Origin of the sequence: Scytonema sp. PRP1, assembly GCF_036697665.2 — a bacterium.
Lineage (GTDB): Bacteria > Cyanobacteriota > Cyanobacteriia > Cyanobacteriales > Nostocaceae > Kalymmatonema > Kalymmatonema gypsitolerans.
In genome coordinates this window covers 20,348-36,870 of sequence record NZ_JBAHYJ020000098.1, presented here as the reverse complement: position 1 = coordinate 36,870, position 16,523 = coordinate 20,348, and the positions used below count along the sequence as shown (strand labels likewise).

Sequence of the window (16,523 nt, the reverse complement as noted above, 5' to 3'; positions counted from 1 at the left end):
ACTTAGTGGTGTCCACGCGATCGCCTTTATGCTGATAAACAGCGATGATACTCAAAAACAGCGACTATACTTAAAAATATAGTCTTCTGATCAGTTTATTATCAGCATGAGCAATACTAATTTTTGGAGAGCTGCTTACCAGCTATTCAAGCCAGAAGAACCTCTTGCTACACCTGAAGAACTGAAAAATTTTTATGTCCAGAGAGATAACAGTCCAGTAGATAAGCTTGCAAGTTTATTGGCGATGGAAGATGATCCAGCACAATTTTTACTGGCTGGACATCGTGGTGGGGGAAAAACTACGGAGTTGCGGCGACTGCAACAAAAGTTAAATGATAATTATACAGTTATCTGGATAGATACACAAACGGCTCTTGACCGTTACAATATTGGCTATGCGGAAGTTGTAGTATTAATTGGGTTAGAAATTGCGCGTCAAGCTTTTGAATCTGATTGGCTATTTACCAAAGATAAATTACTAATAGATTTGCAAGAAAGCCTAAAAACTGTAGTTTATCAAGATAAAGATAGCTACACTGAAGGTTTAGGATTGCCAAAATTTTTAGACAAAGTAGGACTAATTCTCAAACGCGGTTTAACCAGAGAAGTCACAAAAACTCTCAATGTTCGCCCTTTGCTAAGTGAGATTATTAACCAAGTTAATACCATTATTGACGAAGCAGAAAAAGAAACACGACAAAAATTACTAATTATTGTTGATGGATTGGATCGGCATGATTTAGAAACAGCTTTGGAGATGTTTTCTAGTCCATTGTTGACAGAATTAAACTGTCATATTATCTATTCTATTCCCATTGCTCTACGATATTCTCCAAGCTTTCGTCAGCCTATGGAAAGCTTTCAAAAATGTTTGGATTTACATAATCCTCCGGTTTTTGAATGTGATGAAAATTTATGCCCGACAACTCATCCTAATTCCAGTGGCAGGAAGATTCTCAATGATGTTATTAACAAACGTATTCGTAGTTTAGGTGATAGTTACAAAGGTTTATTTAATCCTGATGCACTGGAACTCATTTGTGAGAAAAGCGGCGGTGTGATGCGAGATTTAGTTAGATTAGCACGTACTGCTTGTGAAATTGGGTTGCGGAATAAATTGATTTTAGTAGATTTAAAAACTGCTCAAGAGGCAGTGCAAGAAGTCCGTAAGGAATATAATTTGAGTGACTACCACTATCCTGAACTTGATTCTGTACATTGCACTGGCAAGCTAACAACTAAAACGCATAGCTTACCTAACAAAGGTGAATTTATTATTTGTGATTAACTTTTACAGAACAAATTAGTCTTAGGTTACTACAATTCAAGACAGGAACCTTGGTTTGATATTAATCCTATCCTAATTGAAGATTTGCAGCGTTGGCAAGCTGTTAATAAGACTATATAAACTAGGTGTATTATCATTAAAAAAAACAATTTAACACTGGTTTTCTATATGATTTCTTATGAGTCCAACTATTCTCTGAGCGAATCTGACAAAGCAGAATTAGAGAAATTAGTTAGCGTAATGGAACTTTCCAGTGGGACGACAATTATTTTCGCCATTGCACCAGAGAGTAGTCCCCAGCATCCAGTGGTAAAGAAGCTGCAGGAGTGTTTAGAAACCAGTGAAGAACATTTTCAGTATGAGAATTTTTTTTATAGTCAGAACTCGTTCCATAATTTTCTTTATAGCTTAGATGACAGTCAACAGCAGAATTCTCAAGAAGAACGCAAATTAGTGATGGCGTTTGGGCTTGATCAGTTACCTACGCCACGCTTAGTGATAGAGATGCAGCGGTTGAATTTAGGTAGAGAAGAGCTATTTGGTAGAAACTTAGTACTCATTTTTTGGTTAAATAAAAGTCAGTTTTTAGATGAATTTCGTCATCGTGCGCCTGATTTTTGGGATTGGCGTGAAAAGGTGGTGCAGTTTGAGACACGTAATCCTTTACTTTATCCCTATTTAGAGTGGCTGATTGCCGATAATTCTTATCTTAAAATGAGCGGTGTGATGCAGGTCAATCGCCAAGTTGATATTTTTCTTGACCAAATTTATGTTTCCCTGCAAGCGCAACGGCGACAGGAAATTACGGAAACTTTTGAACGCAGTGAACGAGAATTTGAGTCGATGACTGGGGATAGTTCCAGATTGAAGATGATGGGTACCAGTCTCGATGATTGGGATGAACCTGGTTATTATGATTATGAACCACCGAGTCAAAAATTTGTATCTGTTTCAAGTGCTCATTCAAGTGCTAGAACTGTTATACAAAAAGTAGATTTATCCGAAGCAGTGCGGAAGCATTCTTATAGTGTGATTTTGGGTGCTCCTGGTGCAGGAAAAACTACGCTTCTGCGGTACTTAGCACTGCATTATGCAACAGCAAAAAGAGATAATCAGGAAACAGTCATTGTTGATGAAGAGAAGAAAGAGTTAGGTAAAACTCTGTTACCAATTTTCTTTCGTATTGCTGACTATGCAGAGCGACTGAAACAACAACCAGAGTTGACTTTGCGGGAATATCTGCGCCAATTCTACCGCGAGTGGGAAGCTGATTTTCAAGCACAGGAAGAAGTGGGAACTGAGGTGACAGAGCTGTTGTTAGATGCGATGCACCAAGGACAGTGCTTGATGCTGCTGGATGGGTTAGATGAAGTCTTTGACCAAAAAAGCCGCGAACATATTGTAGAACACATCAATCAGTTTGTCGAAGAGTTCCCCGCTAATAAATTTGTGATTACCAGCCGCATTGCTGGCTACCGCGATGTGCAACTTAGCAGTCGGTTTGCAGAGTTTACCATTGAAGATATGGACGGCGAACAGGTTGAGCGATTCCTGTATCGCTGGTGTCGAGTGATTGAAGAAGCACAGCAGCCAGACGCTGGCGAGGAGCAATGGCAAAGAAGAGGAGATGAGCAGGCGCAGGACATATTGAAGGCGATTGAAGATAATGAAGGTGTGAAGCGATTGACGGCGAACCCGTTGCTGTTGACAATTTTGGCGCTGATTCACCGGAATGGCGAACGTCTACCTAACCGTCGGGTGAAACTTTACGAGTTGGCAGTGCAAACATTAACTGAAGATTGGCAACTCGGTAAGAAATTACCTGATGCACCGAGAGTGATGTTAAAGGAAAGCGAGGTTGTACAACTTTTAGCACCCCTAGCGTACTGGATGCATGAGACAAAACCTTCCGGTTTGGTGACGCAGGCGGAAGTGGAAGAGAAACTAGCAACTGAACTGGCGGAAATAAATGATGCTGAGCCGGAGTCAGACTCTATCCGTCAAGCAGTTGCGGAGTTTTTGCGGAAGGTGCGGGAAACCACAGGTTTATTTGTGGAACGTATGCCTGGGGTTTATGGCTTTATGCACCTGACGTTTGAGGAGTATTTTGCTGCTCGTCATATTGCTGATAATGACCAAAGTGAGATTTTGCGTCTTATTCAGGAACATCTGCATGAACCACGATGGAATGAGCCGATTTTGTTAGCTTTGGGGTATTATGGCGACAATTTTCCCTCACAAGTTAAGAAACTTATCGACAACTTATTTAAGATTATCAATCTGGAAGATTATGAACCTGTGCTGCAACATGGAGAAATAAAAATTAAAAGTTTTTCACCTGATGATGTAAAACTTGTCTGGTTAAAAGCTGAAGATGAATCAGCAAGCAATTTGAGACAATTGGAATTCCAACTGAAAGATTTATTGTTTGCAGGAAAAGTTATTGCTGAAGTTGAAGTTAATAGCAGTTCTCTACGTAAGAAGATAATTCGTAAGTTAGTTCTTACATATCTTGGTGTAGATGCTGATTTTGAAGATGATATCACTAAAGAACTCCTGAGACTGCTTCGGAAAATTGAACTGTTTAACCAAAAAAATGAAGTCATAGAGTTCCTGAGACAAAAAGCCAATGATTCAACGCTCTCAGAAGAAATTCGTGTCAAGGCAAAAACTGCTCTCTTCTATGTTGCTTGTGTTGAATTAGCAGAATTAGTGAATTGCGCTACAGAAATTGTTCATCAATTAGAGCCTTCACTGTTTTGTAGTATTGCGGATTTAATGGCAGAATTGGGTGAAGAAATAACACCTGCTCTTGAAGCCTATCAACAGCGGTATAGTCATGATGCAGTATGTCAAAAAGCGTTAACTTTTCTCACAGCAATGTCTTATCTTCGGAAAGATAAATATGACAAAGCAAGTGATATTTTTGGAGAGAGAGAAGAGGAATTAGATAGTAGCCTTCGACCATTTGTTTGTTGGGCATTAGCCAAGTGTTATGAAGAGAAGGAAGAGTATGAAAAGGCTGATGGCTATTACAATCGATCAAAAATGGCTGATTATCCTCAACAAAATACTTTATTTATTTTCTGGAGACATTGGGGCTGGTGTCAAAGGTTGGACAAAAAATATGAACAGTCATTAGTCTATTACCAGAAGGCATTAGCTGTTGCCAAGGAACTCTTAAATTCTCAATATGAGTCAAGTATTTTTTACAATATTGGGAGAGTATATCAAGATTGGGGAAAATACGAACAAGCAATTACTTATTATCAACAAAGCAAAGAACTTGACCAACAGTTAGGTCGAGATAAGGATGTAGCTAACATGTGGTACTGGTTAGGTGATTGCTACAGAGAATGGGGGAAATATGAGCAAGCCATTGAATGCCAAAACCAAGCCTTAGCCATTCGTCAGCAGTTATATGATCAAGTTGGTATTGCCAGTGCTTACTTTCGCTTGGGAAAGATTTATCAAGGCTGGGGCAAATACGAGCAAGCAATAAGTTCCTATCAACAAAGCCAGGAACGTTACCAACACTTAGGTCGAGATAAGGATGTAGCTAACCTGTGGTACTGGCAAGGTGATTGCTACAGAGAATGGGGGAAATATTCGCAAGCACTTGAATGTGAAAACCAAGATTTAGTCATTCGTCAGCAGTTGGATGACCGAGCTAGTATTGCCAATGCTTACAATCAGTTAGGAAGGATTTATCAAGGGTGGGGCAAATACGAGCAAGCAATCAACTACTATCAACAAAGCAAGGAACTTTACCAACAGTTAGGTCGAGAAAGAAATGTAGCCTATCAGTGGTACCGATTAGGTGATTGCCACAGAGAATGGGGGAAGTATTCACAAGCACTTGAATGCGAAAATCAACACTTAACCATTTGTCAGCAGTTGGATGGCCAAGTTAATATTGCCGGTGCTTACTATCAGTTAGGTAGGATTTATCAAGGGTGGGAGAAATACGAGCAAGCAATCAACTACTATCAACAAAGCAAGGAACTTAACCAACACTTAGGTCGAGATAAGGATGTAGCCGGTCTATGGAACTGGTTAGCTATTTGCTACAGAGAATGGGGGAAATATGGGCAAGCAGTTGAGTGCGAAAATCAAGACTTAATCATTTGTCAGCAGTTGGATGACCAAGTTAATATTGCCGGTGCTTACTATCAGTTAGGTAGGGTTTCTCAAGGGTGGAGTAAATACGAGCAAGCAATCAATTACTATCAACAAAGCCGAGAAATACACCAACAGTTAGGTCGAGATAAGGGTGTAGCTGACCAGTGGTATAGGTTAGCTATTTGCTACAGAGAATGGGGGAAATATGGGCAAGCAGTTGAGTGCGAAAACCAAGACTTAGCCATTCGTCGGCAGTTAGATGACCAAGTTGGTATTGCCGATGGTTACTATCAGTTAGGTCGGATTTATCAAGGGTGGAGTAAATACGAACAAGCAATTAATTATTATCAACAAAGCCGAGAAATACACCAACACTTAGGTCGAAATAAAAGTGTAGTTAACCAGTGGTACTGGATGGCTGACTGCTACAGAGAATGGGGGAAATATGAGCAAGCTATTGAATGTCAAAACCAAGACTTAGTTATTCATCAGCAGTTAGATGACCAAGTGGGTATTGCCGATGGTTACTATCAGTTAGGTCGGATTTATCAAGGGTGGGAAAAATACGAACAAGCAATCCATTACCATCAACAAAGCAAGGAAGGTTACCAACAGTTAGGTCGAGATAAAAATGTAGCTAACCAATGGTACTGCATGGCTGTTTGCTACAGAGAATGGGGGAAATATGAGCAAGCACTTGAATGCGAAAACCAAGACTTAGCCATTCGTCAGCAGTTAGATGACCAAGTGGGTATTGCTGATGTTTTCTTAGTACTAGCATGGATTTATCAAGGGTGGAGTAAATACGAGCAAGCAATCAATTACTATCAACAAAGCCGAGAAATACACCAACAGTTAGGTCGAGATAAGGGTGTAGCTGACCAGTGGTATAGGTTAGCTATTTGCTACAGAGAATGGGGGAAATATGGGCAAGCAGTTGAGTGCGAAAACCAAGACTTAGCCATTCGTCGGCAGTTAGATGACCAAGTTGGTATTGCCGATAGTTACTATCAGTTAGGTCGGATTTATCAAGGGTGGAGTAAATACGAACAAGCAATTAATTATTATCAACAAAGCCGAGAAATACACCAACACTTAGGTCGAAATAAAAGTGTAGCTAACAAGTGGTACTGGATGGCTGACTGCTACAGAGAATGGGGGAAATATGGGCAAGCTATTGAATGTGAAAATCAAGACTTAGCCATTCGTCGGCAGTTAGATGACCAAGTGGGTATTGCCGATGGTTACTATCAGTTAGGTCGGATTTATCAAGGGTGGAGTAAATACGAACAAGCAATTAATTATTATCAACAAAGCCGAGAAATACACCAACAGTTAGGTCGAAATAAAAGTGTAGCTAACCAGTGGTACTGGATGGCTGACTGCTACAGTGAATGGGGGAAATATGAGCAAGCTATTGAATGTGAAAATCAAGACTTAGCCATCCGTCAGCAGTTGGATGACCAAGTCAATATTGCCGATGCTTACTATCAGTTAGGAATAATTTATCAAGAGTGGAATAAATACGAGCAAGCAATCAATTCCTATCAACAAAGCAAGGAAGCTTACCAACAGTTAGGCCGAGATAATAATGTAGCTCAGACTTTTAGGAGACTTGGTTATGCTCAAACACTTTTAGCTAAAACTTATCAAGATCACGTTGTAGCTCTCAATCTATTAACACAAGCTGAAAATAATATCCATCAAGCAATTCAACTTAATACGACAGGCGATTATAAGGATAATCTAGCTTATGACTACACCATTCTCGGTTTACTCTACTCAAAACGCCTGAGCCTCTTACCTAGCGATAACTCATTAATACAAGAACAAGTCGTCCTGTTCGAGCAATGTTACCACACTGCCTTAACTTATCTTACTGAACTAGGGGAAACAGTGGATAGAGCCAATGAAGCTCTCGATATGGCTCGTGCTTATTTAGAGGTGGAAGTTTTAGAAAATCTCAATCGTGCGGAAGAAATCGCTCAAGAATGTCTGCAAATCTTTCAGGAGTATAACCGCCGCAAACGGGAAGCCGCAGCACTCAAGCTCTTGGGCGAAATTTACCAAAAACGTACACAACAAAATCAGCCTGATGCAGAGCCAATTGCGACTCAGTTTTTATCTGAAAGTCTGCAAATATACCGAGAGTTGGATTTACAAAAAGAAGCAGTGGAGGTAAAGCAGTTGATGCATCCATCAAACCCGTAGCAAGTGCAAAGCGAGGATATGGCGCTCTTTAAAATATTCAGCGATTGCAAGAAGGCACTGCGCTTTGCGCGATCGCCTTCTCAAGAGCGGAGACGCTACGCGTTGGCACAAGCTTCCGCAGGACTTACGGCACTGCGCTTTGCGCGATCGCCTAAGGCGGGCACTTCGTGCCATCGCAGTATGAGCGCTAAAAGTAGTTAACAGGTTTTTGGTTCTCTTGGAAAGTGGGCGCGAGCCTCATCATCGTTACTATTACAGCTATTTTCAGGTAAATAGACCACATTTGCCGTAGAGGCACAGCATTGCTGTGCCCTTACAGTGTGGTTCAAATACGTGAAAACTGATGTAAATTGCATAAGGGATTTCCAAGAAATAAATTATTCATTTTGTGGGGTGGGCGTCCCCGCCCGCCCTCAATCTGAACGGGCGAGACGCCCGTTCCACAAGAAATTTTTGGATACTTTTTTATTTGGAAGTCCCTAATAGTCTTAAGTTCCTCCTCTTCTTCCTTAAAGACATGGTACATATCCCAATTCTGTTGAAGATTCAACCAAAACTGTGGGCTATTCCCAAAAAACTTTGATAATCGTAAAGCGGTACTATAGGTAATACCACGCTTTTCATTCACAAGCTCATTGATTCGTTGATAAGAAACATGAATTGCGTTTGCAAGGTCACTTTGTGACAACCCGAGTGGCTCAAGAAAATCTTTGAGTAATATTTCGCCGGGATGTGTAGGCGGTCGTTTGGTGAGAATTCTCATATCTTTATATATATCTCCTCGACTAGAATCTACACAACTTTCGCGCTCCAGTATGAGCCAAAAGCCTGATTATTCCGTTGAAAAAAATTCATTGAGTCTGCGAATCGACGTTGGGCTGGGCGCGACTTGGTAAATATGCGAAAATTAGAGAAACTGCTCTCAAAGAAGAAGACTCACCACCATGACAGTGACCACCGCTAAATGGAGCCTAGAAGACTATCATCGCATGATTTCAGTCGGTCTTTTAGTAGGTCGTCACGTCGAGCTATTGAACGGGGAAATTATCAATATGGCACCAGAGGGGCCAGAACATGCCCAACTTAGCACTGATGCTGCTGACTACCTGCGCGAACTGCTCGGTCAGCAAGCCCTGGTGCGAGATGCCAAACCTATTACTCTCCCCGAAAGCAGTTCTGAGCCAGAACCTGATTTGGCTGTTGTTGAACCGCGCCGAGTTGAATATCGAACCCGTCATCCTTACCCGGAAAACATTTTTTGGCTGATTGAGTATGCTAACAGCAGTTTGAGTAAGGATTTAGATCCTAAACGCAAGACTTATGCTGCTGCGGCAATTAAGGAATATTGGATTGTAGACTTAAAACATCGACAAGTCAAAATATTTCGTGAACCAGTCGATGGCGATTATCGCTCTGAACTCACTTTGAGAGATGGAGAAATTAGCCCTTTGGCATTTCCAGAAATTACGGTTTCTGTGCAGCGATTATTGGAGGGGTGATTTGCAGGCGGGAAGTGAGATATTTAGCGATCGCTTAATGCTAGTAATGACCAAGAAGTAGTCAGGAGTCAGGAGTCAGCTTGGGAGGAGTGTGCGTATGCGTAAGGCGCGACTCCCTTGGAGCATCGCCTTTTTGCGGTTTGCTCGTTCAGATAAGTCTGTCGGTGCATCTTGCAGGAGGTGTTGAGGGTGTCCACCCCGCCTATCAACCAAAGTTCTACCTGCTTGCAAGTTAAGCCAGCGCTCAGCAATCAAGCGTCGGATCAACTCACTCTTGTCTGTTTTCTCGTGAGCCAAGATATCAGCTAGTTGGCGTTCTGTTTCTTCGTCTAGTCTGACAGTAACCATGGCTTTTGTCATACGTGTATTGCAGTTATTACAAGTGTAACAGAGGGCTTTTTACCAGAGCGATTCGCCTAAAGGATAATCGCCTATGCTGAGGGATAAATCTCGTAGAGACGTTGCATGCAACGTCTCTACAAATTCTACAAACCATCAAAACTAATGACATGAACTACTAGCTGCGGAGTACTTTTTGTTCAGGACTTACGCACTGAAAACCCAAAACCTCGATCCCCCCTAGCCCACGCCAGTTGCTTCAACGGGGGAACCCCCGCAACGCACTGGCTCCCCTTAAAAAGGGGGAATCTTAAAAGCCCCCTTTTTAAGGGGGTTGGGGGATCTCTTCTGCGTAAGTCCGATTGTTAAACGACTCGGTTCTGACGGATACATTCTGCGTACCATTCAAAGCTGGCTTTTGGGATGCGTTTTTGTGTTTTGTAGTCTACATAAACAATCCCAAAGCGTCGGGAGTATCCCCAAGCCCACTCAAAGTTATCCATGAAACTCCACAAGAAATAACCCTTTAAAGGATACCCTTCACTGATGGCTTGATGAGCTGACTTTAGGTGCTGGCGTAGGTACATAATTCGGTCAGTGTCAATGACTTCACCATTAGAATTCACTTCATCTTGTGCCGCACAACCACTTTCGGTGATGTACACTGGTAAGTCGTTGCGCCCCACTGTTTCGCTGATATGACGGATACCCCAATAAATACTCTCAGGCAAGATATTTAGCCAGGGCATATACATTTGCGGGTAGCCTTTGGGAAAATTGAGGAATTCGTAACCATCTTCATTACTGGCAGCACGAACATAAGTGCCAGTGTAAATGTTAAGACCAAGGGAGTCCAGGGGTTGGTGAATGATTTCTAAATCACCAGGCTCTATACTTGGGGCATCTTGTTTCAACTTTTCCAACATTGCTGGACTGTACGTACCAGTCAGGGCTGGGAAAATAATGCCGCCATTTTGTCCACAGGTGTGGAAGGCACTTTTTGCTGCTGCAATATTGACAAGGGATTCATTGATGGGAACTGTAACGGCGATGTTATCTACCAAAGAAACTTTACACGGAACGGGTGAAGCTGCACGGATAGCTTGACACCCCAACCCATGAGCAAGTAAGGCGTGGTGAGAAGTTTGCCAAACTTCCTTTCGACTCCTAAGTTGCTTTCCTGGGGCGTGGGGTGGTTGCTGCTTTTCGTCATAACTCATATGAGTGAAACAGGGAATTTCGTTGAGAGTCATCCAATTCGTGATGCGATCGCCCAACCGCTTGACAACTGCCGTAACATAATCAGCATAATCATATGCCATCCGCCGACTTTGCCAGGAACCGTACAAGTCTTCCAGCGCTTGGGGGCTATCCCAGTGAAATAGGGTAGCGTGGGGAGTGATGCCGTACTCGTGTAAGTAATCCACCAAGCGCTTGTAAAAATCAATGCCCTCTTCATTCACTTTGCCACGACCATCAGGAATGATGCGAGGCCATGCGATACTAAAGCGATAATGCTTGATGCCTAATTCTGCCATAAGCTGCACATCGGCTTTGTAGCGATGATAGTGGTCGCAGGCTACAGCACCAGTATCACCGTTGACAACCTTTCCCCGAGTCGCGCTGAAGGTATCCCATACGCTGGGTTTACGTCCCCCTTCTCGAGCTGCTCCTTCAATTTGATAGGCAGAAGAAGCAACACCCCAGCAAAAATCTTTTGGAAATTTATACATAGTGATAATTTTAGGCAACTTCACTATTCTCGGGGAGAATGACAAAACGTGCTAAATCAAGTTATTGTAAAGATTGATAACAGAGCCCGAAATTTCTCATGAAGAAGTTGTATTCGACAGAACCACATAGATTTTTCCGGTTATGATGTTAATCCGTGACCTCGTTCAAGAGGCTATAACAACTGGATATCTGAGCATTGCAGCGGAAGAACAATTACGAAATCTTCTGAAGAAAAAGTATGAGTTGGAAGATTTAGATGCTTTCATGAGGTTGCAAGAAGCTGCTTGTTCAGGGAGGATTCGGCAGGAGTCCCGTGAATTGAGGTGTGACTTGCAGCAGGTGCGATAATTGATGGGCGATCGCAAAGGTGCCAGTGCTACGGCTGGGCGATCGCCATTTCATGTGATCGTTGCAATCGGGCGAGCTTAAAAGTGACCATTGTTATATCATGTTCGGCTAATTAGTTATGATTCCCACGTTGACTGCACCCCACACGCCAGTCGCCTGCTCTCCGCTCGCGGTCCGGGGACGTGAAGCGTAGCTTTACGGGGGTGGGGTTCTTCAGCAATGATAAGTAATCAACCGAACTTGATATTATGTGTCACTTAATGAAATATCAGGGAATTAGACAGACTCTGTACGCAGCTTTGGGAGTCTGTCTTTGTCGTTTTTTCTTTTTCCGGAAATTACTGCTCATAGAGTGATGATATTAATAGAGACTTAGCCATATAGATTCAAATACAGGCAATGATTGCAGATTTATCGATGCCTCAAGAATCACAAACCCCGAAACAACAACATAGAGGTGAATGCCATGACTACTGTAGAAATGGACTCCAAGAAACAGGAACACAAATCCGCTAAGAAAAAACAAAAGTCTTTTCCTCCCACAAATATTGGTACTCCTCAAGCACCTTTACGCCCACGTCAGACAAAACAACAGGAGCCTGAGCTACTGAGCGATTGGGAACATGCAAGTTGATTTTGACAAGCCTTAAAGCTCGTAAAATTTTATATATTTAAGTAGATATCAGTGAATGTAATTCCGCGCAACTTCCACAAACGTTTATTGAGTCTTGTGCAGGAACCAAAGTTATAGCTTTTGGTTCCTTAGTCTCCTTGTCCTCGATTAGCGCTTGAATACTTGCTGTAGGGATCTAACCTTTCTTAGCTGTATTGACGCTACGCAGAATCTTGGCAAAAATGGCGTTATCACTAAAAAACTTTTGCCCAATCGTAGCCCAACCGCCATAATCATTAGCTGTTGCAATTTTGACTTGAGGGTATTTATCAACAAACTCTTTTGCTTGCGCTACACTCGAATCAATTGGTCGGTAACCAGTTTGAGCAAAGATTTGTTGAGCTTCCGGAGTGTACAAATACTGAATAAACGCTTGTGCCACTTCGCGGGTGCCGTGCTTGTCTACATTTTTATCAACAATAGCAACTGGGTTGTCAATCGAGAAATTGACATCAGGAACAACGTATGGAGGTTTTTCGCCACTTACAGCTTTCAACAACACTTCATTTTCGTAAGTGATCAGAGCATCTCCTTTGCCCCCCTTGAAAAAGGTATCGGTTGCTTCACGGGCACTTTCAGGCAAAATAGGAACGTTTTTAAAGACATTAGTGACAAATTCTAATGCCTTAGACTCGTCTCCTCCGGCTTTAATTGCTGCATTCCATAACGCTAGAAAATTCCAGCGTGCGCTTCCAGAGGTTATGGGGTTCGGCGTAATCACACTGACTCCATTTTTTGTTAAGTCTGTCCATGTTTTGATGCCTTTGGGATTGCCCTGACGGGTGACAATTGCGGCTACAGACTTGCTAACGATACTGTTGTTAGAAAACTCTTTCTCCCAACCTGGTTGAATCAATCCTGCTCGCTCAATCTTTTGAATATCTGGAGCAAGGGATAGATGTACTACATCAGCTTCTAGTCCTCCCTCAACCACCCCAAGAGCTTGAGCACTAGAAGCGCCATAACTCTGCTTAAAGGTGACATTTTGGTTACGCTCTTTTTTCCATTTTTCTACAAATTTGGGAATAATCTTGTCATGGGCAGCTTTGGTGACAGAGAAGGAAACAAGGTTCAGTTCAATATTGTTCTGTTGAGCGATAAGATTGCCGCTCTTTCCAAAATAAGTCGTGCTTGAAACATTGCTACTACTTGCGGCGTTAGCAGCAAGCACGACACTCAAGCTGACGCCTACAAAAAATAGAGGTATAAAACTTTTAAAAAACCTCAGCTTAAATCTACCTTTTGACAGTTGCTGATACCACTGTCCAATTCTCCCCAAAGCTGAAAAAGGAACCGCTATCCAATCGATATTAAGGGTTAGATGCCTGCTCACTACACTCCTCCTATACGCAGTCTGTAGTAGTTATTATTTTTTCCATTAATAAACACAACGTTTTTGCTGTACTTACTCAAGGCAAATCTATACGGTATTTTTGTAAGAATACCGTACTTAATTTACTAATACGACAAAATAGCTATGTAATAACTATTACTTAATAAATCCTTAAATATTTTTTAACCAACCAAAATGTACTAGACTGCGTGGCGTGCGATCCGCACCATCACAAAGCAGCGCAGTGTCCGCGCATAGCGATTGCGCGGAGCGCAGTGGGCTAAAGCCCAATCGCTCTTCGGGGTAGTGGCAAAGTCAATCGCAAAAATAACCATTGTGATTTTGTAGCAAATATTTAGTTACAGCATAAATTCAGAATTTTGTCAAAAATTTGTCTAAAATGAGAACAAAATAGGGCAGAACGCTATCAATTATCACAATGGACAAAGGGCAATAGTCTCTTGGTCGTATTGTAAGTTAGGGCTCCCTTTCAAAGATTAGAGCGAAGAATCACCGACGCCGACATCTTTCAAACGCTAAAATAAGCACAACTTCTCGTTGCTATCTTCTTCTTTGCTCAGTCTAATTCATGACCAAGTATCCTAGACAACCTTTCTTAGCATTGCTGAAAGTCGCCCTCTTGGGAGTTTCATTTCCCCTGCTGTTGACAAGTCACAATTGGGCGCAGGCATCTAAGCAGGACAATAGTCTGGTATACGCTCAAACACCAGCGCAGTCTCCACTCCAACCGAGTCAACCAGAGTCAGCAAACAAGACAAATCCACCGACTCCGGAGAAAAAGCAGCAGGAAAGGAAAAAATCTGATCAACAGAAAATGCAGGATCTGTCTTTGATTGTCCTGGGGGTAATGCTTGGGGAAGTCGTGGTTGTGTACCTGGGAGTTCTCTGGTTGCGTCCGCTTTGGTTGCTGTGGCTACCTGGGGAATTGAAGCTGCCTAAGTTAGGAATCATCCCAGAATTCAAACTACCACTTCCTGTGTTGCTTTGGCTGAAATATCGACCCAGGGTGCTGGATTTTTGGGTGAAGAAACACATTGACACTTTCGCCCTGAACTTTGTCAAGAATGAGACAGTTGCTGAACGCAAGTATTACGTTTCCATACCAGTGCGATTAGACACTGAGGAGATTAAGGAACTGACTGCAGAAACCTTGAGGAAAACTTTTAAACAAAAGCGAGTGCGACTGCTGATTTGGGGAGAGGGAGGTTCGGGTAAAACAGCCCTTGCTTGTCAGATTGCTAAATGGGCAATGGAAGATGAACAGTCCAAACGCCTGACAGAACACAAGATGTTACCAATCCTGATTGAGCAAGAACTTGACTCCGATCTTGGGGAAGGCAAGAAGCCTTTGATGGAAGCAATTGCTGGAGAGATCCAGGATGCTTGCGACAACGAACAACTGATTTCTGATGAATTACTCGAACAACTTCTCCGACAGCGCCGGATACTGGTAATTGTGGATCATCTCTCAGAGATGAGTACACACACCCGTAACAAGATTAAACCCGCTTTCCGAGACTTTCCCGCTAATGCTTTGGTAATTACCTCGCGAATCGAGGAAAATTTCAAAGGAATTGACACCAAGATTGAGACTCTCCGCTTCGATGGAGAGGAGTTGGTTTCCTTTATCAAGAATTACCTCAAGCAGCTCAAAAAGTGGCATTTGTTTGAGAACGAGGACGAGCCAGGGGAGTTGTTGCAAGAGTGTGCCAAACTTCAACGCATCGTGGGTGACAAGAAAACGATTACAGTTTTGCTGGCTAAATTATATGCGGAGCGGATGATTAACGCTAAAGAGAATATATCAGCATCTGCTCGCTCGCTTGACAACATTCCAGATCTGATGCTTGATCACCTAGAAAAGCTCAACCGTCAGGCAGAAAGAGTCATCGGGCAAGAATATCCCACAGTCAAAGACGATGCTAAGGTGATTGCTTGGAAATGCCTGGAACGCGAATATAAACCAAGCTATGTAGAGCGTGAGGCAGTGGTTAAAGCCTTGGGGGAAAATAAAGCTGATGCGTCCCTTCAGTATTTTGAGGGAAAGCTCCTTCTGATCAAGTCTGGATACAATAAAGACACAATCAGCTTTGCCCTCGATCCGTTAGCTGAGTATTTGGCTGGGCTATATCTGGTAGACAGTTACCGCGAAAACGAGACATCCTGGCGGGAGTTTCTGGCACAAGCAGAAAGCAAACCACAGGAAGAAATTAAAGGTTTTTTGCTAGCAGTGAGAGACTGCTGTCTGGCAAAAGGCTCACAAGCCAAAGTACCCGGTTTTGTTGCAGAGGAATTGGGTAAACTGGCAGGGCTGGATCTGGAAGCGCTAAAACAAGAACAACTGAAGCGACGCATTCGACGCTTAACGGATGATCTGTTTGTTCCAGAAGTAGAAGATAGGCGACGTGCTGCTGAAGAATTAGGGAAGATTGGTGTAGCAGCTAAATTTGCAGCTCCTACTCTCCTGAGAGCTTTGAAAGATGAGGATTCTGAGGTGCGTGCCATTGCCGCCTCTACCTTGGGCAAGTTAGGCAATACCTCAGAGTCAGTGCTGCAAGGACTACTAGCGCTGCTTCAAAATGAGGATTCCTATGTGCGTCTTTGCGCTGCCGAGGCGTTGGGCAAGTTAGGTAATGCCTCAGAACCAGTGCTGCAAGGGCTACAGGCGCTGCTGCAAGATCAGGATTCTTGGGTGCGTGAGGAGGCAGCTAAGGTGTTGGAAAAATTGCGTAATATTTTTGAGAAATTTTAGTAATAAAAATTACTATAAAGAGCGTTGTCATTTAGCAAACTTCACTTCCTGTTGTTACCGTTACAGAAGTGTGATCGCCCTATGCCCTATCGAGGAGACACAGGGAGGTGTTGGTGGTTACTGACTGGTGACTGACTTATTACTGATTTTTAGGGGTATCAGAGAAATCATAATATGATTCAGCATAATTACTACTCTAACTC

Annotated in this window: 11 protein-coding genes; 7 read left to right on the top strand and 4 right to left on the bottom strand. The window is 42.6% G+C overall.

Annotated elements, in window-relative coordinates:
* Nucleotides 1-106 precede the first annotated feature (106 nt).
* The 3 genes from V5G28_RS26225 to V5G28_RS26215 all read left to right on the top strand — a co-directional run bounded on the left by V5G28_RS26225 (nucleotide 107) and on the right by V5G28_RS26215 (nucleotide 7,822).
* A complete protein-coding gene (locus tag V5G28_RS26225) occupies nucleotides 107-1,288 on the top strand; it encodes a P-loop NTPase fold protein (RefSeq protein WP_332991773.1) in 1,182 nt (393 codons plus the stop codon).
* 168 nt (nucleotides 1,289-1,456) lie between these two features.
* Entirely contained in the window at nucleotides 1,457-7,621 is a 6,165-nt protein-coding gene (locus V5G28_RS26220) for a tetratricopeptide repeat protein (protein ID WP_336231343.1), read from the top strand.
* Nucleotides 7,622-7,639: 18 nt separating this feature from the next.
* Complete coding sequence (locus V5G28_RS26215) at nucleotides 7,640-7,822, top strand: hypothetical protein (RefSeq protein ID WP_332991768.1); 183 nt, start codon at nucleotides 7,640-7,642, stop codon at nucleotides 7,820-7,822.
* A gap of 124 nt (nucleotides 7,823-7,946) precedes the next feature.
* Here V5G28_RS26215 and V5G28_RS26210 read toward each other — a convergent pair whose 3' ends face one another.
* Nucleotides 7,947-8,384: a HigA family addiction module antitoxin gene (locus tag V5G28_RS26210; RefSeq protein WP_332991766.1), complete on the bottom strand. Its 438-nt coding sequence runs from the start codon at nucleotides 8,382-8,384 to the stop codon at nucleotides 7,947-7,949.
* Nucleotides 8,385-8,565: 181 nt separating this feature from the next.
* Between V5G28_RS26210 and V5G28_RS26205 the strand changes: the two genes are divergently transcribed.
* Complete coding sequence (locus V5G28_RS26205) at nucleotides 8,566-9,120, top strand: Uma2 family endonuclease (RefSeq protein ID WP_332991764.1); 555 nt, start codon at nucleotides 8,566-8,568, stop codon at nucleotides 9,118-9,120.
* A 75-nt stretch (nucleotides 9,121-9,195) separates the two neighbouring features.
* On the opposite strand, the gene V5G28_RS26200 is transcribed toward V5G28_RS26205, so the two are convergent.
* Both V5G28_RS26200 and V5G28_RS26195 read right to left on the bottom strand, forming a co-directional pair.
* On the bottom strand, nucleotides 9,196-9,480 hold the full coding sequence (locus V5G28_RS26200; protein WP_332991761.1) for a hypothetical protein: 285 nt from the start codon (nucleotides 9,478-9,480) through the stop codon (nucleotides 9,196-9,198).
* 344 nt (nucleotides 9,481-9,824) lie between these two features.
* Nucleotides 9,825-11,192 carry a GH1 family beta-glucosidase gene (locus tag V5G28_RS26195; RefSeq protein ID WP_336231342.1) on the bottom strand — a complete coding sequence of 456 codons (1,368 nt, stop codon included), beginning with the start codon at nucleotides 11,190-11,192 and terminating at the stop codon, nucleotides 9,825-9,827.
* Nucleotides 11,193-11,334: 142 nt separating this feature from the next.
* On the opposite strand from V5G28_RS26195, the gene V5G28_RS26190 reads away from it, so the two are divergent.
* Nucleotides 11,335-11,541: a hypothetical protein gene (locus tag V5G28_RS26190; protein WP_073632674.1), complete on the top strand. Its 207-nt coding sequence runs from the start codon at nucleotides 11,335-11,337 to the stop codon at nucleotides 11,539-11,541.
* A gap of 466 nt (nucleotides 11,542-12,007) precedes the next feature.
* Nucleotides 12,008-12,175 (top strand): hypothetical protein, encoded by a 168-nt coding sequence (locus V5G28_RS26185; RefSeq protein WP_332991757.1) that lies wholly within the window; start codon nucleotides 12,008-12,010, stop codon nucleotides 12,173-12,175.
* A 175-nt stretch (nucleotides 12,176-12,350) separates the two neighbouring features.
* Here the strand turns inward: V5G28_RS26185 and V5G28_RS26180 are convergent, their stop codons facing one another.
* The gene (locus tag V5G28_RS26180; protein WP_442994291.1) at nucleotides 12,351-13,484 is read right to left on the bottom strand and encodes a sulfate ABC transporter substrate-binding protein; all 1,134 of its coding nucleotides are present in this window, start codon (nucleotides 13,482-13,484) and stop codon (nucleotides 12,351-12,353) included.
* A gap of 652 nt (nucleotides 13,485-14,136) precedes the next feature.
* Here V5G28_RS26180 and V5G28_RS26175 point away from each other — a divergent pair.
* On the top strand, nucleotides 14,137-16,320 hold the full coding sequence (locus V5G28_RS26175; protein ID WP_332991755.1) for a HEAT repeat domain-containing protein: 2,184 nt from the start codon (nucleotides 14,137-14,139) through the stop codon (nucleotides 16,318-16,320).
* Nucleotides 16,321-16,523: the final 203 nt, after the last annotated feature.

Bases quoted from the DNA above. Each gene is read 5' to 3' on its own strand.
- V5G28_RS26225 (WP_332991773.1), top strand. From the start codon at position 107: ATGAGCAATACTAATTTTTGGAGAGCTGCTTACCAGCTATTCAAGCCA.
- V5G28_RS26220 (WP_336231343.1), top strand. From the start codon at position 1,457: ATGATTTCTTATGAGTCCAACTATTCTCTGAGCGAATCTGACAAAGCA.
- V5G28_RS26215 (WP_332991768.1), top strand. From the start codon at position 7,640: ATGGCGCTCTTTAAAATATTCAGCGATTGCAAGAAGGCACTGCGCTTT.
- V5G28_RS26210 (WP_332991766.1), bottom strand. From the start codon at position 8,384: ATGAGAATTCTCACCAAACGACCGCCTACACATCCCGGCGAAATATTA.
- V5G28_RS26205 (WP_332991764.1), top strand. From the start codon at position 8,566: ATGACAGTGACCACCGCTAAATGGAGCCTAGAAGACTATCATCGCATG.
- V5G28_RS26200 (WP_332991761.1), bottom strand. From the start codon at position 9,480: ATGACAAAAGCCATGGTTACTGTCAGACTAGACGAAGAAACAGAACGC.
- V5G28_RS26195 (WP_336231342.1), bottom strand. From the start codon at position 11,192: ATGTATAAATTTCCAAAAGATTTTTGCTGGGGTGTTGCTTCTTCTGCC.
- V5G28_RS26190 (WP_073632674.1), top strand. From the start codon at position 11,335: ATGATGTTAATCCGTGACCTCGTTCAAGAGGCTATAACAACTGGATAT.
- V5G28_RS26185 (WP_332991757.1), top strand. From the start codon at position 12,008: ATGACTACTGTAGAAATGGACTCCAAGAAACAGGAACACAAATCCGCT.
- V5G28_RS26175 (WP_332991755.1), top strand. From the start codon at position 14,137: ATGACCAAGTATCCTAGACAACCTTTCTTAGCATTGCTGAAAGTCGCC.